The sequence below is a fragment of the Rhodococcus sp. 05-2254-2 genome, from assembly GCF_002259095.1.
Lineage (GTDB): Bacteria > Actinomycetota > Actinomycetes > Mycobacteriales > Mycobacteriaceae > Rhodococcoides.
On the sequence record NZ_NOZJ01000008.1, the window covers coordinates 448,412 to 470,025 of the forward strand.

Sequence of the window (21,614 nt, forward strand, 5' to 3'; positions counted from 1 at the left end):
ATCGGCGACAACGTCCCCGCGGGGACGTGCTCGACGAACATCTCACACATGATGGACAATCCTGACGATGCTGACGATCAGGGTGACTCTGGCCGACGTCGAGCCGGTGGTGTGACGGCGGTTCACCATCGCCTCCGACGCCACACTGCCCGAGCTGCACGACGTCATTCAGGACGTCATGGGTTGGGAAGACCGACATCTGCACATGTTCTTCGTCGGCGACGATCCTCTTCGAAGCACTCGACGCTACGAGATGAAGTCCTCGCTCGAGGAGTGGGACGACGGCACCGGGACACTCGAAGACGGCGTTCGGGTGGACGACGTCCTCGGTGCCGTCGGGGATCGTCTCGGGTACGAGTACGACTTCGGTGACGGATGGACACACCACCTGGTCGTGGAAGAGGTATCGCCCGTAGCCGGTACTGCAGCCTGCCTGGACGGCGACCGCGCCTGCCCACCCGAAGACTGCGGCGGCTCGTCGGGCTACGCCGAACTGCTGAAGGTTCTCGCTGATACCGACCATCCTGAGCACGACCACATGAAGCTCTGGGCGGGCGACTTCGACGAGCGCTTCGCGGTGGCCGACGCGAACAACAGAATCGCGTTGCGGCGCGCGGTGACGGAGTTGGCCGGTCGCGTACGGGAACGGCTACCCAAACTCGGCTCGCTTCTCGAACGCGGGCCCCTCGAGTATCACCCCGATCTGCCCGATGTCCTCGCGCGCGTCGATGTCGATGTGGATCAGGTGGACCCCGCAGTGGCGGCATCGGCAATGGAAAAGCTGACGTGGATGCTGGCGCGCGTGGGCGAAGACGGAATCACACTGACCGCTGCAGGCTATGTGCCGCCCAGGGACGTTGCGGCGATGCGTACCGAGCTCGAGTGGGTCACCAGATGGTTCGGAAGCGCCAACCGCGAGGTGGACCATCAACAGGTGCACTGGCTTCGGACTGCTGTGACGCAACTCGGACTCGTTCGTGTCCTGAAGGGGCGGCTTCTTCGCACCCGTTTGGGCAACACCCTCGCCACCGACCCGGTCCGCCTGTGGTCACACGCCGCGGCTCGGATGCCCGTTGGGCGCGAGCAGTACGAGAAAGACGCGGGCGTTCTGCTCCTGGTGTCGGTTGCGGCGAGTTGCTCTGTAGACGAACGCAATTCGCTCGTCTTCCGAAGCCTCGAGGCGCTCGGATGGATGATCCCCGAGAGGGAGAGACCGTACGCCCAGTACCTCGCTCGACCGACCTTGGACTTCCTGACTCTGATCGGCGCTGTGCCGTCGACCCTGGGTCGCGAAGGGGCCGGACCGGATTGGGGACGGCAGTTCGCGGTACACGCCTTGTCGTCTCGAGCTGGGTAGTCAACCCCTGCCCCCGAGTCGTTCACCCCGGCGACACGTGCAGTTCCCACAACACATGTCTGCGTGTCGATTCAGGTCGGAAGCATGAGCAACTTCCGTGCTCGATGCTTCCAGGAGATGTACCTAGTGAACACTGTTCGTCGCGTTGCCACCGGTGGAATCCTCGGTCTCGCAGCCGCTCTCACCCTCGCGTCCTGCTCCGAGCCTGCGGCTCCCGATGCCGGTGGAGACGGCGACGGGGCCGGCGGCACTCTCACGGTGTACACCTCGGAGCCGCAGGCGAAGATCGACGCTCTCAACGCCGAGTTCACTGCAGAGAACCCCGGCATCGACGTACAGGTGTTCCGCGCGGGCACCGGAGATCTCAATGCGCGCATCGCGTCGGAGCGGCAGACCGGCTCCATCGGTGCCGACGTCCTGCTCGCCGCGGACGCCCCCACGTTCGAGAAGTACAAGGCCGACGACCTGCTGCTGCAGTACACCCCGGCCGACGTCGACGCGCTCGACCCGAACGTCGTCGATCCCGACGGTTACTACGTGGGAACCCGCATCATCCCGACGGTCATCGCGTACAACACCGGGACCGTCTCGCAGCCCCCGACATCGTGGAAGGACCTGGCGGACCCCCAGTACAAGGGCCGGATCACGCTGCCCAATCCCGATGTGTCCGGCGCAGCAGCGTTCAACACCGCCGTCTGGCTGGGCCAGGAAGACCTCGGCCTTCCGTGGCTCACCGATCTCGTCGCCAACGAACCCGTGGTCGCCGAGAGCAACGGCCCGGTCGCTCAGGCCGTCGCGGCCGGCACCCAGCCGGTCGGGATCGTGGTGGACTACCTGGTGCGCGAGTTGGCCGAGAAGGGCTCGCCCATCGCCGCGTCGTACCCCACCGATGGCGTCCCGTACATTTCCGAACCGGCCGGAATCTTCAAGGACTCGGCCAATCAGGAGGCCGCGCAGAAGTACGTGGACTTCCTGGTCAGCAAGCGCGGTCAGGAGATCGCCGTCGAGCAGCAATACCTGCCGGTTCGGTCCGATGTCGGCACGCCGGAAGGCGCGCCCGCTCTCGACGACATCGAACTGCTGAACCCGGACCTCGACACCATCACCGCCTCCCAGCCCGATGCCGTCGCCACGTTCAACGATCTTCTTGGCTGACCGCGTCACCTGGGTTCGCGCCTGCCTGTGGTTGGCAGTACTGGCCCTGGTCGGCGCTCCACTGGCGGCCGTGGTCTCGATCGGATTGGGCGGCAACCACATACAAGAGCTGCTCGACGGCGGAATCGCGTCGGCCACTACCAACAGCGTCGTGTCGGCCGGTGTGTCGGCGGCCGCGGCGGTGGTGATTGCGACCATCATGGCCCTCGTTCTCGATCGCACCGATCTGCCGGGCCGATCGGTACTGCGCCTTATTCTGCTCAGCCCGTTGCTGATTCCGCCGTTCGTCGGCGCGATCGCCTGGACAGGCCTGCTGGGCCCGAGCGGGATGATCAACTCGTACTGGAACGACGCCTTCGGCGGCGGACCGCTGTGGAACATCTACGGCGGCGACGGAGTGATCTTCTTGCTGACGATCCACTCGTATCCGCTTGCGTACCTGATCATTTCGGCGGCGCTACGACGCGTACCCGGCGATCTGGAACAGGCGGCTCGGATCGCCGGGGCATCTCCTTGGCGAGCCATGCGCGATGTGACGCTGCCACTGCTGCGTCCCGCCCTCCTGGCGTCGCTGACGTTGACGGCCGTGTCCAATCTGGCCGATTTCGGCATTCCGGCGCTGGTCGGACTCCCCGAGCGCTACGTCACCCTGTCGACGATGGTGTATCGATACATACAGTCGGGCACCGTCGATCGACCACTGGAGTTGGTCTCCACCATCGGCATCGGGCTCCTCGCACTGGCCGTTGTCGCGGTCGCACTCGACCGCGTTCTGGGGCGTCGCTCCGTTCAGCTCGACGGTGCGGTCACGGCCCCGCAGCTACTTCCGTTGGGCCGCAGCCGAATTGCAGCAGGTCTCGCTGCGTGGATCCTCGGCCTCGTTCTGACGGTCCTGCCGATCCTGGCGTTGGCGACGCAGGCCCTGCTTCCGGCCCCCGGCGTGCCGCTCACCTGGGGCAACCTCACGCTGCAGAGTATCGAGAGCGCGGTCACCGCACCGGGAACCCTCGTCGGCATTCAGAATTCGGTGACGCTGGCGCTGGGAGCCGCTGTCGTCTGCGGACTCCTGGGTCTGGCCATCGGGGTACTGACCACCCGCACCAGGTCTCGCGACAACGTCGGCCTGGATCTGGCAGCGATGCTGCCGCAGGCGATTCCCGGCCTCGTCATCGCAGTGGGCTGGTTGATCATCGGCCGGTACACCGGACTGTTCGACACCAAGTGGGTCATCCTGTGCGCCTACGTGATGGCGTTCCTCGCGATCGTCGTCCAGGCCGTTCGAGCACCGCTGAGTTCCACTCCGACAGCCCTCGAAGAAGTCGCCAGATCCTCCGGCGCGTCACATCTTCGATCGCTGTGGGACGTGCCGTGGAAGATGGCGATCCCCGCTGCAGCCACCGGTGCGGTGCTCGTTGCTCTCACTGCAGTGCGCGAGCTGACCATGTCGGTGCTCCTCGTCGCTCCGGGTACACAGACCCTCGGCGTGTCCATCTTCAACCTGCAGCAGGCCGGCGACTACAACGCCGCCTCCGCCCTGTCCCTACTCGTCGCGCTCGTCGGATTCGCGGGCCTCGGCCTCGTGGCGTCCACCCGAGCCGGGCGACCGTAGATCCAACGCTGAGAAGAGAGAACCGATGTCTGCCATCACGATCGAACGTCTCGGCCTCCGGTACCACGACGGCACGGTCGGCGTGGAGGGCATCGACCTGGAGATTGCCGATGGCGAGTTCGTCGCACTCGTCGGGCCGTCGGGCTCCGGTAAGACCACGCTGCTGCGTACCGTCGCCGGCTTCCTGACCCCGACTGCCGGTTCGATCTCCATCGGACCGGATGTGGTTGCAAGCGAACAACTCTCGACGCCTCCCGAGTCGCGCAAGCTCGGCATGGTATTCCAGCAGCACGCCCTGTGGCCGCACCGCAGCGTCGGGCGCAACGTCTCCTACCCACTCGAACTGGCCAAGGTCTCCAAACCGGAGCGCACGAAGAAGGTCGCCGACGTGCTCGAGCTCGTCGGGCTGCCCGGGCTCGAGAACCGGGACCCGTCGACGCTGTCCGGTGGTCAGCGGCAACGCGTCGCCCTCGCGCGCGCTCTGGTCGGCTCGCCACGGGCACTACTACTCGACGAGGCGCTCTCGGCATTGGACGAGCCACTGCGAGACCGGCTTCGCCTCGAGCTGAGATCTCTGACGCGCGCAGCCGGTCTGACCGTCGTACACGTCACGCACGATCGCACCGAGGCCCTCGCCCTCGCAGACCGGGTGGTCGTCCTCGATCGGGGCAGCATCGCGCAGATCGGTACACCCGAGGACGTGGTGCGCGCTCCGGCGTCGGCGTTCGTCGCCCACTTCCTGTCCGACGCCACCCTCGTCGACGGCACCGTCGCCCACGGCACCTTCACCTCGGGCTCCCTGACACTCGCGGCGGAGGGCTCCGGCCCCGGGACGGTTGCAATCCTGCCGACCGATATCGAGCTCGTGCCCGACGGCGAGCGCGAGAGCACCATCAGGGGAACCGTCACCTCGTCACTCTTCGGCCGCGATGCCAGCGATGTTCTGGTGCGCTCCGGCGATGTGGACTTCCGATGCTCGGTACGCGGACCGCGTCCCGAGGTGGGTGACACCGTCGCGCTGACCGTCCGGCGGTCGTTCTTCTACCCGCGGTAGCCAGCCTCGACGCGGATCCACCCGATCAGCAGCCGACCGACCACTGTGACCCACCAGACAGAAATATTATTTGCTTAGCACATGTATTTATATATATGGTTGCAGACAGCAAGTAAATGAACATCGGCGTTGGAGTACTCATGGCAGTTCAATCCACGACAGCGGAGTCGTTGGTCGAAGAGGTCTTCCTCTTCGGGCGCACGCTGAAGCGGGCCGTGACCACCGGAGTCGAGGATTCACCACTGCCGCAGGCCCTGACCGGAGTTCTGGCCATCCTGGCGACCGAGGGTGAATGCAGGCAGACCGACCTCGCCAGCAGGCTGTGCGTCAGCCAGTCGGCCCTCAGCCGACAGATCGCGGACCTCGTCGACCTCGGCTACATCGATCGACATCCCGATCCCGACGACCGAAGGGCGTCACGGGTTTGTGTGTCGGACATCGGTCAGGTTCGACTGACACAAATTTGGAACAGACGCGCACGCCGCCTGGCAGAAATGTTGAGCGGCTGGAGCGAGGACGAGGCACTCGATGCACTCGACTCGATCCGCAAACTGAACGACACCTTCACCGAAGACGCCCACGCCCAGCATCAGGACGTGGCACGTATTGAATCGATTGCGAGATAAGACATGACCACATCTGCGGATACTCCGCCCAATCAGCCAGTCGTCGATCCCGACGCGATGTCGCATCGCCAGATCCTCGAAGCCCTCACCGGCCTGCTCGCCGCGCTGTTCACCGCGCTGCTGAGCACCACCATCGTCTCGACGGCACTGCCCACCATCATCGGTGATCTGAAGGGTTCGCAGACCGCGTACGCCTGGGTCATCACCACTGCCCTGCTGGCCAATGCCGCGTCCACTCCGATCTGGGGCAAGCTGGCCGACCTGTTCAACAAGAAGGTGCTGGTCCAGAGCGCGATTCTCATCTTCGTCGCAGGCTCACTGATCGCCGGCTTCGCGCACAACGTGCCGGTCCTGCTGGCCGCACGCGTGGTGCAGGGCATCGGCATGGGTGGTCTGACGGCTCTCGTCATCGCCATCATCGGCACCATCGTCTCCCCGCGTGATCGCGGCCGCTACTCCGGCTACACCGGTGCCGTCATGGCCGTGTCGATGTCCGGTGGCCCGATCCTGGGCGGCGTCATCGTGGACAGCCCGCTCGGCTGGCGCTGGTGCTTCTTCGTCTGCGTACCGCTGGCCGTCATCGCCCTCGGCCTGCTGCAGAAGACCCTGCACATCAAGACCATCCGCAAGGACAACGTCTCCATCGACTGGCTCGGTGCACTTCTGCTCACCGCAGGTGTTTCCGTTCTCCTCGTGTGGGTCTCGTTCGCAGGCAAGGCCGACTACTACGCCTGGCTCTCCCGTGAGACGGCCTACCTGGTCGGCGGCGGAGTGCTGTTGCTCATCCTGACGATCATCGTCGAGGCGCGGCACAAGTCGCCGATCATCCCGCTCAAGATCGTCACCGAACGCACCACCGGCCTGGCCATCGTCGCGTCCATCGCCGTCGGCGTCGGCCTCTTCGGAGCCACCACCTTCCTCGGCCAGTACTTCCAGACCGCTCGCGGCTACACCCCGACCGAGGCCGGATTACTGTCCATCCCACTGGTGTTCGGCATGCTCGTCGCCTCCGTCGGCTCCGGTCAGCTCATCACCAAGTTCGGTAAGTGGAAGCCGTTCATCGTCACCGGATCTGTTCTGTTGGTCGTCGGATTCCTGCTCCTGGGCACGATCGACCACGCGACCAGCCTGGTAACGGTCGGCATCTTCATCACCATCGTCGGCCTCGGTACCGGCATGTTGATGCAGAATCTCGTTCTCGCAGTGCAGAACACGGTCAGTGTGCAGAACGTCGGTGCGGCATCGTCGACGGTGGCGTTCTTCCGTACCTTCGGCGGCGCGATCGGCGTCTCGGTTCTCGGCTCGCTCCTGGCAACTCGGGTTGCCGAGAAGTCCGCGGCAGGCCTGGCCCAGCTCGGTGTCGACAGCTCGTCGGGTGGCGGTGGATCACTCGATCTCACCGCACTGCCCGCGCCGGTCCTCGAAGTCGTCCGCACCGCCTACGGCGACGCGACCGGACGCATCTTCATGATCGCCGGCTTCGTTGCGATCGTCACGCTGATCGCGGTGATCTTCATTCCGAATCGCCCACTGCGCCAGACGATCGACATCGCGACGGCCCCTGCGCAGGGACCCAAGGACGAGCCGCAGGACCAGCTCGCCGAGATTCCGTCCTTCGGTGACACGCAGGAGTACGTCTCCGTCGAGCGCGAGGCCGAATACGACGCCCATCGTCGCGCCGAGGGTCGGCACGAGGCTCAACCGGGACAGCGCCCCTTCGAGGGTCTGAGCACCGACGCACGTGATCGACTGCTCGCACTGCTGCTACCCGAGCCGAAGGACACGTTGGCCGCACTGGACGAGGCCGAGACCATCCGCGCCGAAGTGATCGAACTGCAGCAGGAACTCGACGCGAAGATGCTCGATTTCGATGCGGTGTGCGAGCGGCTCCGTCGCCTCGGACTCAGCGAGCAGCAGATCGCTCGAGTGTTGGGAGACAACCACATTCCCGACAGTCGCAATCATTACGCACACGCAGGCCTGAACGGACACAGCGTCAACTAGTCCCAGCCTCGACCAGGCCAAGCGTTACGGCAGTTCCCCGCACCCCCACCGGGAGTGCGGGGAATTTTCGTTCTCTATGCTCCAAGAACGGACCGGCCACCTTCTTTCGGTTCTGCACAGGCGGGAGAATCGCTCATGACACGTCGCCTCCAGATCTCCGCCGCCGCGGTCCTGGTAGCAGTGCTCGTCTGCGCATCGTGCGCCACCGAAGAGCGGACGCCCGGCGCCCCCATCGACGGTGCAACGGGGTCCGCTCCCGGACTCGGGTGGACTCTCACTCCCTCGGATGCGGGTATCGAGGGCGGCCAGTTCCGCGATCCCGTCCAGGGCAGCGATACCGATTCGATGCACTCGGGTTCCATCTCCGACGGGTCGACGGTCGTCACGCTCCTCGGACGCCTGGACGGCAGGGAGTTCGTCGACGCGACCCTGGTGGGCGCGAGCATCGCGGACGGCTCGGTGCGCTGGCGCACCCCCGCGGACGATATCGTGGGCTGCGGTGAGGAATTCGTCGACGGGCAGGTCGTCTGCTACCGCGGCAACACCGGCACGACATCCGAAATCCTCACTGTCGACACCGAATCCGGAGAATCGAGCACTCGGGACGCGGCCTTTCCGATCACGAGTCTGACCACCGCAGACGGCCACGTGTACACCTCCCGGGCGGTGCGCGAGGGTGCGAGGGTCGCGGTGTTTCGCGGCACGGCGGACGCCCTCGACGCGGACTGGTCGGTGCAGTTCGATTCCACGGCCTCGCCTGACGCACCGTTCGCGTCCACAATGCACACCGAGAACGGAATCGGGTTGTTCGACGACGGCCGGGGAGTGTTCGCCTTCGACCTCGACACCGGCGACAACCTCTGGTCCAGAACGGTTCCCGACTGCGCCCGATCGGGCGTCGCCTCGCGCGACGGCGCAGTGCGGGTGGCGCGGGCCGACTGCTCGGACCCCACTACGATCGTGGGTTCGGAAATCATCGACACCGACGGAACCGTGCTCGCTGCAACGGATTCCGTGACCCTGCAGCAACCGACGTTCGATTCCCCCGCCGAGTCGAGTCCGCTACTGCTCGGAACGGGAGGCTATCGGCCGTCGAATCCCGACCCCGTGTGGACCGACGAGAGTCTGGTCTGGGCCGTTCCGTCGGACATCACCGGCCCCGCCGCGGCGTTCCTGTCCACCAACGGCCTTGCCTACGCCGTCACGGGTTCGGTTGCACTGCTGCGCAACACCGACACGGCCACCGAATCCGCGATCGACCTCGACACCGGGACCACGCTGTGGAGTCGAGAATCGGGGGCTTTCGCGGAGGTCGGTGCCCTCGACGGCGACGTCGCCACGCTGTTCGGACCGGAAGTGCTGCGCGGAATCGACGTCAGAACCGGATCCACGGTGTGGGACATCCCCGTGGCGGCGTTGGACGACGAGGGAATCGATCGGCAGTCGTGGCCGATGTTCGATCGAGTCGACAGCGACTCGATCGACACCGACTCGATCGACACCGATTCCATTTACACCAGGGCACTGAGCATCTCGCTGCTACGAGCGAGATAGATCTTCCCCCGTCGTCGACGCTGCTTACCGACCCGGAATGTACTTCAGCGCCTTGACGAAGGGCGGCATGATCTTTGCCCACAGCTTCGGCGGAAGTCCGCGCGGCCCACCGAGATTGAGCAGACGCGTCGTCGCGATGGTCTGCGACTCCGTGTACTTGAGCAGACCCTCGGTACCGTGCCTACGCCCGACACCGGACACGCCCATGCCGCCCATCGGAGCGCCGGTGGTGCCCCACGTCGGCGCGTAGCCCTCGTCGACGTTGACGGTGCCCGAATGCAGCCGCGCCGCAATGGCTTCGCCTTGCGCCTTGGTCTTGGCCCACACGCTGGCGTTGAGTCCGTACTCGGTGTCGTTGGCCTTCTCGATGGCCTCGTCGACGTCGGCGACGGGGTAGATCGACACCAGCGGCCCGAAGGTCTCGGTTGCCGCACATTCCATGTCCTCGGTGACGTTCGTCAGCAGCGTCGGCTCGTAGAACAGCGGGCCGATGTCGGGGCGTGCGTTGCCGCCTGCGACGACGGTCGCGCCCTTGACCTTGGCGTCGTCGACGTGGGCCGAGACCGTCTTGATCTGATCCTCGGAGATGAGGCTGCCCATCTCGATGCCGAATTCGTAGTCGGCTCCGAGGCTCATGTTGCGCACCCGCTGACCGAACTTCTCGGTGAACTCCGCGGCGATCGACTTCTCGACGTAGATACGTTCGATGGAGATGCAGAGCTGGCCGGAGTTGGAGAAGCAGGCCCGCACGGCCGCGTCGGACACTTCCCGGAGGTTGGCACCCTTGGCGACGATCATCGCGTTCTTGCCGCCGAGCTCGGCGGAGAATCCGATGAGTCGACGCCCGGCCTGCTCGGCCAACAGCTGACCGGTGGCGGTGGAGCCGGTGAACATGACGTACTCGGTGTTCTCGACGATGGCGGTACCCACCACCGAACCCGGGCCGGGAACCACAGCGAACAGGTCACGGGGCAGTCCGGCCTTGTAGAGCAGTTCGACGCAGGCGAGCGCGCAGTACGGCGTCTGGCTGTCGGGCTTGAGGACGACTCCGTTGCCTGCAAGCAGTGCCGGGATGGCGTCGGACACCGCGAGGGTCATCGGGTAGTTCCACGGGGAGATGATTCCGACAACACCCTTGGGCTGGTACCGGATCCGAGTCTTGGTCAGCACGGGCAGCATGCCGGTGACCTTCTTCGGGGCCAACAGCTTCGCGGCGGTGCGCGCGTAGTGCCGAGCGGTCATCGAGATGTCGAGAACCTCTTCGAGGGCAGCGGCGCGGGACTTGCCGGTCTCGGCCTGCGCCATGTCCATCAGCTCGTCGCGGTGGGCGAGCACCAGGTCGCGGTAGCGGTGGAAGATCTCGGCGCGCTCGGACACGGGGCGCTTGGCCCAGGCCACCTGAGCTGCGCGTGCGCGCGCGATCGCAGCGGTCGCGTCGGCGGCGGTGCCCACCGGGATGGTCGCCAGCTCCTTGCCGGTGAACACCTCGGTGATCGTTTTCGTCGGCCGCGATTCGGCGTCGGGGATGGCGATGAGATCGGCGAGCCGGGAGAAGGTCGAGGCGGACGGTGCTGGCATGGACTGGTCCCTACTGGTGAGTAGTGTTTTGAGTAACAGACAACCTACCTGGTCTTCGGCTCACTTCACAGGGCCGAAATTACCGAATCCTGTGGCACGATGGTCAGTGGTCTACCGGACGTCGGGGCGTACGGAGCTACAGGGTGGGAAATATATGCGCAAGGCATTCGTTCTGGCCGGAGCCGCGGCACTGATGCTGTCGTTCGCAGGGTCGGCCCAGGCCGATCCACTGCAGGATTTCATCGCTCCGCCGAGCGATCCGGATGCGTATCTCCCCACCTCACTCGGTGATCCATGGTTCGACCCGCCTGCCGGGTACGAGAACCTGCAGCCCGGCACAGTGCTGAACCGTCGCGACGTCGCGGTCACGCCCGAGGCGTCGTCCGTGCAGTTGCTCTTCCGCTCCACCGATTCGAAGAACCGACCCATCGCCGCGGCGACGACGGTCCTGACGCCCACCGCGCCGTGGACCGGAGCCGGAGATCGTCCGGTCATCGCGTACAACGAGGCAACGGACTCGCTCGGTAATCAGTGCGCGCCGTCGTACACGCTGCCGCGCGGCAACAACAAGGAAGTCGATCAGGTCCGGATTCTGCTCGACCGCGGCTACACGGTCGTCGTCACCGATTACCAGGGTCCTCGGCAGGCCTATTCGGCCGGTCTCGTCTCCGGACACACAGTGCTCGACGGCTTACGCGCATCCCAGAGTGCAGGAGTGGCTGCGGACGCGCCGATCGGCATCACCGGTTACTCCGGCGGTGCCATCGCCTCGGGTTGGGCAGCGCAGTTGGCTCCCGAGTACGCGCCCGAGTTGAACATCGCCGGTGTCGCGTTCGGTGGCCCGCCGACCGACTACAAGATTTTGCAGACCTCACTGAACGGCCAGATCGGTTCCGGTCTGTTCACTGCGGCGACGATCGGATTGTCCAGGGAGTACCCGGAGATGCGGGAGCTCGCCAACGACAACGGGAAGCGACTGGCTTTGGCGCAGAAGGATCAATGCGTCGATGTGTTGTCGTATTCGGGCCTGTTGTTGCTGGACCAGCGAAACCTCTCCAACGTGCCCGATGTCTTCGACCACCCGATCACCAAGGCCGTCGTCGAAGAGAACCGGATGGGCCAGACGACGCCGGACGCACCGATCTACATCTACCAGGGGCTGCAGGACTTCCTCATTCCCAAGGAAGGTGCCGAGGCCGTGCAGGACCAGTGGTGCGCGGCGGGAGCGTCGGTTCGCCTCGAATTGGTTCCCGGAGATCATTCGGTGGCGCAGACCAACGGCCGTCCCGGTGCGTACGACTGGCTCGGGCAGCGCCTCGCCGGAGAATCCACCTCCGGGTGCGAACGTGTGACCCGATAAGCGCGGCTTGACCCTCACGCCACGGGAGGCAGCACAGTGTCTTTCGTGAGTGATTCTTCCTTCGTCGGCAACGAGACCTTCGGCAGCGACCAGGACAGCATGCAGGTCGGTGCTGTCGCACGGTTGGTGGGTGTCAGCGTCAGGACGCTGCATCATTACGACGAGATCGCGTTGGTAGTGCCGTCGGGCAGAACTCCGAAGGGCTATCGGACGTACTCGTCGGCCGATGTCGAGCGGCTGCATCAGGTGTTGACCTATCGCGAGCTCGGGTTCGCGCTCGACGTCATCGCGGCGTTGCTCGACGATCCCGCGGTCGATGCCATGGCGCATCTGCGTCGGCAGCGAGAGTTGCTGAACGAGCGAATCGATCACTTGCATGCAATGGCTGCGGCCGTGGACAAGATGATGGAGGCGAAGAAGATGGGTATGCAATTGACTCCCGAGGAGCAGCGCGAGATCTTCGGCGACAACTGGACCGGCGAAGAGTACGCAGAGGAAGCCGAGCAACGCTGGGGCGAAACCGACGAGTGGAAGCAGTCGCAGGAGCGGACGGCGTCGTTCACCAAGGACGACTGGAAGGCCATCAAGGTCGAGGCCGATCTCCTCGAAGCGGACCTCGCAGCCGCGATGCAGCGGGGTGTGTCACCGGATTCCACCGAGGCCGGGGTACTGGCCGAGCGTCATCGGGCATCGATCGAACGGTACTACGACTGCGGTTACGAGATGCAGGTGAACCTGGCGGAGATGTACATAGCCGACGAGCGATTTGCCAAGCACTACAACGGGATTGCGTCCGGCTTGGCGCAGTATCTTCGCGACGTCATCGTTGCGAACGCCGCTCGCCAGGGTTGACGCGAGCCATCGCGGACCGCTCGTGTGCGGTCGATCCACCCCAGACTCCGTATTTTTCGTCCGAGTCGAGTGCGTGTTGCAGGCAGCGCGCGATCACGGGGCATCGATCGCACACGAGCTTCGCCTGTCGCTCGAGGTTTCTCAGCGAGTATCCCCGCAGTCCCAGGGGCGGGTAGAACATCGAGACCGGCATCGAGCGGCAGGCAGCGTTCATCTGCCAATCCCAGTACTCGGAGATCGGTTGCATTGCTTGCGTTCTCATCGGCAGCCACCCCTTTCGATCAGAGATTCAGTAGTCGGCAGATGTTGCCGGATGTGACTGTGCGCCGGTTCCCCAGTCCGCCGCCCGCGGCTCGTGCGCTGAGCAGGGTTCTGCGATCGGTCACTGTCGAAGTCCTTCGGTCCGCCGCCACAAACTGACGTTAGCGTCACATATGAGATAAACCGCAGTCAACGGTGACATGTACCAAGACAGGTCGGACTAGCATTGCGCGATGACAACCGATCGCTCTACCCCGAGCCCCATGCAGTTCCTCGGGTACACGTTCGGACGCGTCCTGCCCGCGTCGATGCAAGACTGGGTTCGAAACGATCTGGTGGGTAATGGCGCCCAGGTTCGCTACATCGCGCGCTTCGTTCTTCCGATCGTTCCGCTGCTGCTGCTGTTCCTGCTGATCCCGGGGCCGCTGTGGATGTCCCTGGCGATGATGTCGCTGCTGTTCATTCCGCTGGTCTACTTCTCGATCGCGCTGATGAACGTCTATCGGCGGCATCGTTTGCTGATCCACGGCCTCGACCCGCAGATGATCAACGCCAAGGCCCAGAGCCGGGTCGACCGCACTCGTGACGACTACGAACGGCGTCACGGCCGCGGTTGATGTGCGAGCGATAGTCTGTGCCGCATGACGTCACCTGTGGAATTCAAGGCAACAGCTGATCTGGCCGACGAGATCGGTCCCGATATCCGCAGTTGCGACACCCAGTTCATCCAGTTCGGCAAGCACACGGAGTTCGCGGGCCCCATCACCACCATTCGCTGCTTCCAGGACAATCTGCTGGTCAAGCAGACCCTGAGCGAGCCCGGCAACGGTGGCGTACTGGTGGTCGACGGCGATGCCAGCGTGCATACCGCGTTGGTCGGAGACATCATCGCCGGACGCGGCGTCACCAACGGTTGGGCGGGTGTCATCGTCAACGGTGCGGTGCGCGACTCCGCGATTCTGCGCACGCTCGAGATCGGCGTCAAGGCACTGGGCACCAACCCGCGCAAGAGCACTCAGACCGGCTCGGGCGAGAAGAACGTCCCGGTGAGCTTCGGCGGCGTGACGTTCAACCCGGGCGAGATCGTCTACAGCGACCACGACGGCGTCGTCGCGGTATAGCCCACGAGCGGCGGCAGGCGTCGATGCCTGCCGCCGTGATGCTCCTACTTCACGAACGCGAGCAGCGCGTCGTTCACTTCCTGGAAGTGCGTCCACAGCAGCCCGTGCGGTGCGCCCTCGACCTCGACGTACGTCGCCTCCGGGAACACCTTGTGGAACTGCCGGCCCGTCGAATCGATCGGCAGGATGTTGTCGGCCGTGCCGTGCAGGATCAGCGTCGGCTTGCCCGATTCGCGCACCTTCTCCACATCGCCGCGGAAATCCTCGAGCCACGTGGGCACGACGGCGTAGGCAGCCACGGGCGCGCTGCCGGTCGCGGTGTTCCAGCTCGCACGGACCGCGGCCTCACTGATTCGGGTCCCGAGGTTCTCGTCGAGGTTGTAGAAGTCCTTGTAGAAACTGTCGAACCAGGCGAAGCGATCCTCGCGAGCGGCACTGTCGATGCCGTCGAACACCGACTGAGGAACGCCGGTGGGGTTGTCGTCGGTCTGCAGCAGGAACGGCTCGAGCGAGGCGAGGAACGCGAACTTCGCGACGCGATCGGTACCGTACTTCGCGGCGTATCGCGCGAGTTCACCTGTGCCCATAGAGAATCCGACCAGGATGACATCGTTCAGATCGAGCTCGGTCAGCACCTTGTCCAGGTCGGAGGCGAAGGTGTCGTAGTCGTATCCGACGGTCGGCTTGCTCGACTGACCGAATCCGCGGCGGTCGTAGGTGATGACACGGTAGCCGGCGTCGAGCAACGCCCGCGACTGACGTTCCCAGGAGTTGCCGTCGAGCGGGTAGCCGTGGATGAGCACGACGGGCTGCCCGGTGCCGTGATCCTCGTAGTAGACCTCGACGGGGGTGGAGTTCTCGGTGTCGACCTTGATGTACGCCATGGTGTCGCCTTCCTTCGTGAGTGAAGTCCGACGCGGGAGAACGGTCGTTCTCACCGCGTGTGGACTACTGTAGAGAACGTTGGTTCTCTCGGCAAGGGGTAGACGATGACGAATACGGAACTCGGGCGGGACGACGTGGTCCGAGCAGCGGACGCGCTGTTCTACGCCCGCGGAATTCAGGCCGTCGGCATGGACGAACTGCGCACTGCGGCGGGCATCTCTCTCAAACGCATGTACTCCCTGTTCCCGTCGAAGACCGCCATCGTGGCCGAGGTTCTTCGCGGTCGCACCCGTCAATGGAACGACGGCATCCGGGCCGAAGCCGCCGTTCACGAGTCTCCTCGAGAGAAGCTGCTGTCGATCTTCGACTTCCTGGACCACTGGTTTCGCGAGGACGACTTTCGCGGTTGTGCGTTCATCAACTCCTTCGGCGAATTGGGCGCAACCATGCCCGAGGTCGCCGACGCCGCGCATCAGCACAAGAAGAACTTCATCGAGTACGTCACCCGATTGGCCGTCGAAGCCGGCTGCGCACCGACCGTCGGACTGCAGATCGCGTTGCTCGCCGAGGGCGCTCAAACCACGGCGGCCATCACCGAACTGGCCGAATCTGCCGCTGCGGCAAAGACTGCGACCGAGGTTCTGCTGGATTCGAGCGCGGGCCGAGCCAATCACTGACATTTGACACTGAAATTCTTCGCGGGGCGGCGTTAGCGTCGAAGACATGAGCAAGCTACGAATCCTCGCCGCCCTCACAGTGTCGACGTCCCTGCTGGTCAGTGGGTGCGTCACATCCGACGAGCCGTCAGCCGTCGAGTCGACCACCACCACGCCCTCGACCGGAACCATCAGAACCGACGACGTCCAGGCGGCCTTGGACGCCATGGTCGACGCCGGGTCCGTCGCCGCTGTGGCGGCGGTACGTGACGGCGAGGATTCATGGTCGGGAGCCGCAGGCCTGGTCGAACGCGACGGCACCGAGGCCGCGTCCGCCGACGACCCGGTCCGCATTGCCAGCGTCACCAAGGCGATGGTTGCTGCCGTCGTGCTTCAGCTCGCGGACGAGGGGAAGCTCGAGCTCGATCAGCAGGTCGACGAGTTGCTTCCCGGCCTGCTCCCGAGGGCGGTGACCGTTCGCCAGCTACTCGACCACACCAGCGGCGTTCCCGACTACTTCACCGGATTCGACTCGGCGGACCAGATCGCCGCGAGGGCGAATGATGCCGTCACCGACGACGAGCTGATCGCCCAGGCTGTGGCCATGCCCTGGGCGAGCGAGCCCGGTCAGGAGTTCAGCTACGCCAACACCAACTACGTCCTGCTCGGGAAGATCATCGCCGATTTGGACGGCAAGTCCATCGGACAGTCGTTGCAGGACAGGATCTTCGATCCCCTGGAGATGAGCAACACGACGTACCCCACCGATTCGACGCTCGACGCCGATGCCCTGCACGGTTACGTTCTGGAGAACGGGACGTACACCGACGTCACCGAGTACGACGCCAGCATCTGGTCGGCGGGGGCGGCAGTGGTCTCCACCGTGGGCGACATGAACACCTTCTTCAGAGGGCTGTTCGACGGCACGCTGATCCCGCAGAATCTGATCGAGGAGATGCAGGTCGTGACGCCGTCCACGTACGGGCTCGGCCTGCTGCTCGGCGGAGATGCGTGCAACCCGGGCTCGGGCGAGCTCGTATTCGGCAACCGCGGCAACGGCTTCGGCTACCGCACCTACGCGTTCTCGAGCCCGGACGGTCAGCGTCAGGTATCGCTGGCCTGGACCACGGCGGGGCCGAACCCGGCCGCCGATCCACTCGAACAGCCGGCCGCCGAAGCGTTGATCGCCGGACTCACCTCGACCTGCCCGGCGTAGAACTCACAGCACGCTCACCCAGCCGTGCACCTCGTCGCTGGTGAGCGCGGCCTGGTGTCGCTTACGCAGAGTCAGCGTCACCGGGCCGGTTTCCTTGGTTCCTAGTGCGCGACCGTCGATTTCGTACACCGGAGCAACTCCGGCCGAGGTGCCGCAGACGAACACCTCGTCGGCGATGTACAGCTCGGTGAGATCGACCGTCCGCTCCTGAACCGTCAGCCCTTCCTCACGAGCCAGGGTCAGAATGGTCCGACGGTTGATGCCGTCGAGAATGTCGCTGGTGACGTCCGGGGTCACGAGCACGCCGTTCCGGACGAGGAAGATGTTCGCGGCACTGAGTTCGCACACATGGCCGTTGATGTCGAGAAAGATGCAGTCGTCGAAGCCACTGTCGATCGCATCCTGTTTGGCGAGAACAGAATTGACGTACGCACCGTTGACTTTGGCGCGCGATGGAATGGCGTTGTCGGGGATTCGACGCCACACACTCGTCTTCAACCGCATACCGTCCTGCGGGACAATGGGATTGGCGTCGTACAGAAAGATCGACACCGTGGTGTGCAGCCCGCGCACCCGAGTTCCGGGAATCGATTCGTCCACGTGGACGGTAGCTCGGACGTAGACCTCGGTCGTCGGGGCGTTGGCGTCGACCACGTCGCGTGTTGCCTGTACGAACCGCTCGAACGTCCACTGCGACGCGAACGTGTCGATGCCGATGATCTTGCAGGACTCGACCAGTCGCTGGTAGTGATCGAGCAACCGGAACGCGGTACGCCGATCGCCGTCCACCTGCACGGGGAAGACGGTGTAGACACTGAGCCCGTACAGAACGGCCGAGGTCGCTACTCCGAGCGTCGCATCCTGCGCCTCGACCAAACGGTCGCCGAAATACACCTTCGAGTGTGGAAGAGCCATGCGGCGATGCTAGTCGCCCGGCAAGTCCGAGCGACAACACATTTCTCGTCGTATGGTCGAGTTCATGAGCGCACGAACAGTACAGACCCGGACCCTGTGGAACGACGGCCCCGAGGTGGGTGCCATCGGCCTGGGGTGCATGGGAATGACCTGGGCATACAAGGCCGACGACCGGACGGAAAGCCCCGATCACGTCATCGGGCACGCCCTGGACCTGGGTGTGAATTTCATCGACACGGCCGATGTGTACGGACCGTTCACCAACGAGGAGGTCGTCGGCACAGCCATCGGTAGCCGACGTGACGAGGTGATCCTCGCGACCAAGGGCGGTCTCGAATCTCATATCGGCGACGCCGGAGAACCCGTCATTTCGGGCCCCAACGGCAAGCCCGAGCACCTGCGTTCGGCGATCGACGATTCGCTCCGCCGCCTGGGCGTCGATCACATCGATCTGTACTACCTGCATCGCCCGGATCCCGAGGTGGACGTCGAAGACAGCATCGGCGCGATGGCCGAGGCCGTGCAGGCCGGAAAGGTTCGCGCACTGGGGGTCTCGGAGTTCACCGTCGAGCAGCTCGATCGGGCCCAGCAGGTGCATCCGATCTCCGCCGTGCAGTCCGAACTGTCACTGTGGACGCGCGACCACCTCGAGACCTCCCTGAAGTGGACGCAAGACAACGGTGCGGCATTCGTGCCTTTCTCACCGTTGGGCCGCGGCTTCCTGACCGGCAACTTTCGCGGAACCACACCTGCCGCAGACGATTTCCGTTCACGATTGCCTCGCTTCAGCCAGGACAACCTCGATGCCAATCTCGTGATCGTCGACGCCATCGCGGCGGTCGCCGACGAGCTCGGTGCGACGCCTGCGCAGGTGACCCTGGCGTGGGTTCTGGCGCAGGGTGAACATGTGGTCCCGATTCCCGGCACCCGGCGCACGTCGCGTCTGGACGAGAATGCAGGAGCGGCCGAGTTGACCTTGAGCGCCGATCACCTCGCTGCACTCGACGCTTTGCCGGCTCCCGCTGGTGGTCGCTATTGAGATCGTCGGTGTCGACCCTGCCGCCGACTTCGGCCTCGCTGAGCAGATTCTCGCAGTGCAGAAGAGTTCGTATGCGGTCGAAGCAAAACTGATCGGCGACAGCAGGATTCCGCTGCTGCACGAGTCGGTGGACGATCTGTGTGCCGCACACGTTTATTGGCTCGTCGCGCGAGAAGGTCACGAAATCCTCGGTGCCGCTGCATGGTCCGAGGCGGAGATCGATCGCCTGGTGGTGGCTCCACATGCACATCGCCGGGGCATCGGACGCGGTTTGGTGGACGTGATGCTGGATTCGATTGTGGGACAACGTGTGCAAGTGGCTACCGGACGGGACAATGCGCCGGCCCGCAGATTGTACGAATCACTCGGCTTCGTACACACCGAAGATCAAGAAGTACTGCCGGGACTGTGGCTGGCTCGCTACGAACTCGTTCGCTGATCGTTGTCGGAGTTGCGCGGGCGAGCGAAAAACCAGATCAGTGCACCGGTTATCGGCATCAGCAATACAAATACGCACCACCAGAATTTCGTGCCTTTCCGCGACTGAGTGCTGCGAAATATCGACATCCACGCAACAACGACGAGCACCAGCCACAACACGACCACGGACATCCAGGCAAGGTCGAACGCCAGCGGAAGTGTGGGATTGACCTCGGCGCTGATTCTCACCCGACTCCCTTCGACTCCGAACTCCACCTTGTCGAGTTCGATCGCATTAGGCTGCGGCCATGACCGCGTGGATCGAAGTGCTCACGGCTATGACAAGTGAATCGAACATACCGTTGCGCGGCACTATCGAGGAAGTCCACGAAGCGGGCAGCCCCGAGTCCTTTCGTCACGGATTCGCCTACAGCGGAACGCCACCCGTTCTGATCCGGCCCGAAGACAGCTGTCGGGTGTGGCGATCCGGGCGAAGAACCCGCGTGGAACGCATCGACGGCAGTCCCATCTTCATCAGCGACGGCACGCGCGCCTGGGACTTCACGGGCCCGGCCGACCGGCCTCGCGTCGGCCCACTCGGCAGAGTGATCTACCTCGGGCCCAGCCAATTCTTGTTGCAACAACGCAGTACCGCCGAATGGGCCGGCAACGAGTTCGCCCAACCCACCGGGCCGGTGGAGACAGACGGTCGAGTTCGCCGGGCGCAAGTGTTGGACGGTTCGGTTGGCTCCGCCGGAGGACAAGCCGTATCCGCTCCGAATCTGGGTCGACGTCGAGTCCGGCTTCATCCTGGGTGACCGCATCGACGAAGTCGGAATCGGTTCGCAGTTCGTCGAACTCGCAGTGGGCGAACCGATCGACGAGGCGTTGTTCGCCTGGGACGGGCCCGCATACACCACCGAGGAGTACCAGAAACTGCTCGAGGACGAGTCGAGGGCATTGCGTCACGAGCACGTCCAGTGGTTCACCGACCAGGTGGCATCGACGCCACTGACCGTCCGCGCGCCTTTGGATTTCACTCCCGAGGACGTTCGCATCGCCGATACCGGGGGCTTCGACACCAGTTCTCGCAGAACGTTCCTGGGTCGCCGTCCCCGCAGCGACGAGGGATGGGCACCAATGTGGAGGGTGACGCACTATGTGTGGTCCACGCAGGACTGGGACTGGGCGGCCGGAGCGTTCGACACGGAGTTGGATGATGCTGCAATCCTCGAATTGCAGCAATCGTTGCACCCAGGGGATCCGGTGGACCGTGGTCGGCGAGTCGCGGTACGTCGCGATTATCTGCGCGGAACCGACTGAGTTCCGTCTCGACAGATGACCTCTACCGGTATCGCTATCGCGCTTGCCCTGTTCACCATGGCTGTTTTCTCGATCGTCCGTGACCGCTACATGGGGTTCTTTGCCAAGTTGGCATGGATTCTCGTTGCGTTCGTTCTGCCCATCATCGGGCCGATCCTGTGGTTCACAATCGGTAAGCGGTATTCCTACGGGCCGAGCGGCGGCAACGGCTAGCCGCCGCTAGTGACCGAGTGCGCTCCTGAGATCGACATTCACCAGATGGCTTGCCTGAGCGCGCAACCATTCGATCGTCTGCAGACTCGGCGTAGGTGCGTGAGCCAGCAGCGTCCATCGGAGCTGGGTATTCGGTCGTAAATCGAACTGCACCAGCACTTCCGGAACGGTAGGCCACGGTGAGCTCCACACGACACGGTCGAACTCACTGCTCTCGACCACCCGAGGCGGCGGCGCGTCCTGGAACATCACCGGCCAGGCGAAGCCTCGATTGTGCGGGTGCAGATCGGGATGCATCAGCGCATTCCACACGAAGCGCGCAGGCGGCGACAACGAAGCCGTGCCGCTCCCGAGAACCATCATCGACCCACCGTACGCAACCGCCGACCTCCGAGTCCGTCCCTCGAGCAGGCAGG

23 protein-coding genes are annotated in these 21,614 nt (G+C 64.4%); 17 read left to right on the plus strand and 6 right to left on the minus strand.

Annotation, left to right across the window (positions count from 1 at the left end; genetic code table 11):
• Positions 1-127 precede the first annotated feature (127 nt).
• The 7 genes from CH283_RS12220 (at position 128) to CH283_RS12250 (ending at position 9,359) form a co-directional block, all read left to right on the plus strand.
• A complete protein-coding gene (locus CH283_RS12220) occupies positions 128-1,357 on the plus strand; it encodes a plasmid pRiA4b ORF-3 family protein (protein WP_094638512.1) in 1,230 nt (409 codons plus the stop codon).
• A 117-nt stretch (positions 1,358-1,474) separates the two neighbouring features.
• Complete coding sequence (locus CH283_RS12225) at positions 1,475-2,512, plus strand: ABC transporter substrate-binding protein (protein ID WP_094638568.1); 1,038 nt, start codon at positions 1,475-1,477, stop codon at positions 2,510-2,512.
• Positions 2,478-4,121: an ABC transporter permease gene (locus tag CH283_RS12230; protein WP_094638511.1), complete on the plus strand. Its 1,644-nt coding sequence runs from the start codon at positions 2,478-2,480 to the stop codon at positions 4,119-4,121. The genes CH283_RS12225 and CH283_RS12230 overlap by 35 nt, the downstream gene beginning before the upstream one ends.
• Positions 4,122-4,146: 25 nt before the next feature.
• A complete protein-coding gene (locus tag CH283_RS12235) occupies positions 4,147-5,175 on the plus strand; it encodes an ABC transporter ATP-binding protein (protein WP_094638510.1) in 1,029 nt (342 codons plus the stop codon).
• A gap of 140 nt (positions 5,176-5,315) precedes the next feature.
• Positions 5,316-5,801, plus strand: coding sequence for a MarR family winged helix-turn-helix transcriptional regulator (locus CH283_RS12240; protein ID WP_068045167.1), 486 nt, complete (start codon positions 5,316-5,318; stop codon positions 5,799-5,801).
• Between the two features lie 57 nt (positions 5,802-5,858).
• Positions 5,859-7,805 carry an MDR family MFS transporter gene (locus tag CH283_RS12245; RefSeq protein ID WP_068045179.1) on the plus strand — a complete coding sequence of 649 codons (1,947 nt, stop codon included), beginning with the start codon at positions 5,859-5,861 and terminating at the stop codon, positions 7,803-7,805.
• A 135-nt stretch (positions 7,806-7,940) separates the two neighbouring features.
• Complete coding sequence (locus CH283_RS12250; protein WP_094638509.1) at positions 7,941-9,359, plus strand: outer membrane protein assembly factor BamB family protein; 1,419 nt, start codon at positions 7,941-7,943, stop codon at positions 9,357-9,359.
• Between the two features lie 24 nt (positions 9,360-9,383).
• Here CH283_RS12250 and CH283_RS12255 read toward each other — a convergent pair whose 3' ends face one another.
• A complete protein-coding gene (locus CH283_RS12255; protein ID WP_255183219.1) occupies positions 9,384-10,976 on the minus strand; it encodes a succinic semialdehyde dehydrogenase in 1,593 nt (530 codons plus the stop codon).
• A gap of 115 nt (positions 10,977-11,091) precedes the next feature.
• Here CH283_RS12255 and CH283_RS12260 point away from each other — a divergent pair, with 115 nt between their 5' ends.
• Complete coding sequence (locus tag CH283_RS12260) at positions 11,092-12,297, plus strand: lipase family protein (protein ID WP_068045185.1); 1,206 nt, start codon at positions 11,092-11,094, stop codon at positions 12,295-12,297.
• A 99-nt stretch (positions 12,298-12,396) separates the two neighbouring features.
• A complete protein-coding gene (locus tag CH283_RS12265; protein ID WP_068045190.1) occupies positions 12,397-13,149 on the plus strand; it encodes a MerR family transcriptional regulator in 753 nt (250 codons plus the stop codon).
• Here the strand turns inward: CH283_RS12265 and CH283_RS12270 are convergent.
• On the minus strand, positions 13,118-13,411 hold the full coding sequence (locus tag CH283_RS12270; RefSeq protein ID WP_068045187.1) for a WhiB family transcriptional regulator: 294 nt from the start codon (positions 13,409-13,411) through the stop codon (positions 13,118-13,120). The genes CH283_RS12265 and CH283_RS12270 overlap by 32 nt on opposite strands.
• Before the next feature lie 232 nt (positions 13,412-13,643).
• Here CH283_RS12270 and CH283_RS12275 point away from each other — a divergent pair, with 232 nt between their 5' ends.
• Entirely contained in the window at positions 13,644-14,027 is a 384-nt protein-coding gene (locus CH283_RS12275) for a DUF5313 family protein (protein WP_094638507.1), read from the plus strand.
• Positions 14,028-14,051: 24 nt separating this feature from the next.
• On the plus strand, positions 14,052-14,531 hold the full coding sequence (rraA, locus tag CH283_RS12280) for a ribonuclease E activity regulator RraA (RefSeq protein WP_094638506.1): 480 nt from the start codon (positions 14,052-14,054) through the stop codon (positions 14,529-14,531).
• Between the two features lie 44 nt (positions 14,532-14,575).
• On the opposite strand, the gene CH283_RS12285 is transcribed toward rraA, so the two are convergent.
• Entirely contained in the window at positions 14,576-15,415 is an 840-nt protein-coding gene (locus CH283_RS12285; RefSeq protein WP_094638505.1) for an alpha/beta fold hydrolase, read from the minus strand.
• A 105-nt stretch (positions 15,416-15,520) separates the two neighbouring features.
• On the opposite strand from CH283_RS12285, the gene CH283_RS12290 reads away from it, so the two are divergent.
• Together CH283_RS12290 and CH283_RS12295 are read left to right on the plus strand one after the other, a co-directional pair.
• A complete protein-coding gene (locus tag CH283_RS12290) occupies positions 15,521-16,093 on the plus strand; it encodes a TetR/AcrR family transcriptional regulator (RefSeq protein WP_094638504.1) in 573 nt (190 codons plus the stop codon).
• 46 nt (positions 16,094-16,139) lie between these two features.
• Positions 16,140-17,288: a serine hydrolase domain-containing protein gene (locus CH283_RS12295; protein WP_094638503.1), complete on the plus strand. Its 1,149-nt coding sequence runs from the start codon at positions 16,140-16,142 to the stop codon at positions 17,286-17,288.
• 3 nt (positions 17,289-17,291) lie between these two features.
• Here CH283_RS12295 and CH283_RS12300 read toward each other — a convergent pair whose 3' ends face one another.
• Positions 17,292-18,203, minus strand: a complete 912-nt coding sequence (locus tag CH283_RS12300) for an aminotransferase class IV (RefSeq protein ID WP_176460229.1) — start codon at positions 18,201-18,203, stop codon at positions 17,292-17,294.
• A 64-nt stretch (positions 18,204-18,267) separates the two neighbouring features.
• Here CH283_RS12300 and CH283_RS12305 point away from each other — a divergent pair, with 64 nt between their 5' ends.
• Positions 18,268-19,242, plus strand: coding sequence for an aldo/keto reductase (locus tag CH283_RS12305; protein ID WP_094638566.1), 975 nt, complete (start codon positions 18,268-18,270; stop codon positions 19,240-19,242).
• Positions 19,229-19,681 (plus strand): GNAT family N-acetyltransferase, encoded by a 453-nt coding sequence (locus CH283_RS12310; RefSeq protein ID WP_176460230.1) that lies wholly within the window; start codon positions 19,229-19,231, stop codon positions 19,679-19,681. The genes CH283_RS12305 and CH283_RS12310 overlap by 14 nt, the downstream gene beginning before the upstream one ends.
• On the opposite strand, the gene CH283_RS12315 is transcribed toward CH283_RS12310, so the two are convergent.
• A complete protein-coding gene (locus CH283_RS12315) occupies positions 19,663-19,911 on the minus strand; it encodes a PLDc N-terminal domain-containing protein (protein ID WP_141215230.1) in 249 nt (82 codons plus the stop codon). The two genes, CH283_RS12310 and CH283_RS12315, sit on opposite strands and share 19 nt — an antisense overlap.
• Positions 19,912-20,406: 495 nt before the next feature.
• Between CH283_RS12315 and CH283_RS12325 the strand changes: the two genes are divergently transcribed.
• Positions 20,407-20,985, plus strand: a complete 579-nt coding sequence (locus CH283_RS12325; protein WP_094638500.1) for a hypothetical protein — start codon at positions 20,407-20,409, stop codon at positions 20,983-20,985.
• A gap of 15 nt (positions 20,986-21,000) precedes the next feature.
• On the plus strand, positions 21,001-21,198 hold the full coding sequence (locus CH283_RS12330) for a PLD nuclease N-terminal domain-containing protein (protein ID WP_068045214.1): 198 nt from the start codon (positions 21,001-21,003) through the stop codon (positions 21,196-21,198).
• Positions 21,199-21,204: 6 nt separating this feature from the next.
• Here the strand turns inward: CH283_RS12330 and CH283_RS12335 are convergent, their stop codons facing one another.
• The gene (locus CH283_RS12335) at positions 21,205-21,561 is read right to left on the minus strand and encodes a hypothetical protein (protein WP_141215231.1); all 357 of its coding nucleotides are present in this window, start codon (positions 21,559-21,561) and stop codon (positions 21,205-21,207) included.
• Between the last annotated feature and the right edge of the window lie 53 nt (positions 21,562-21,614).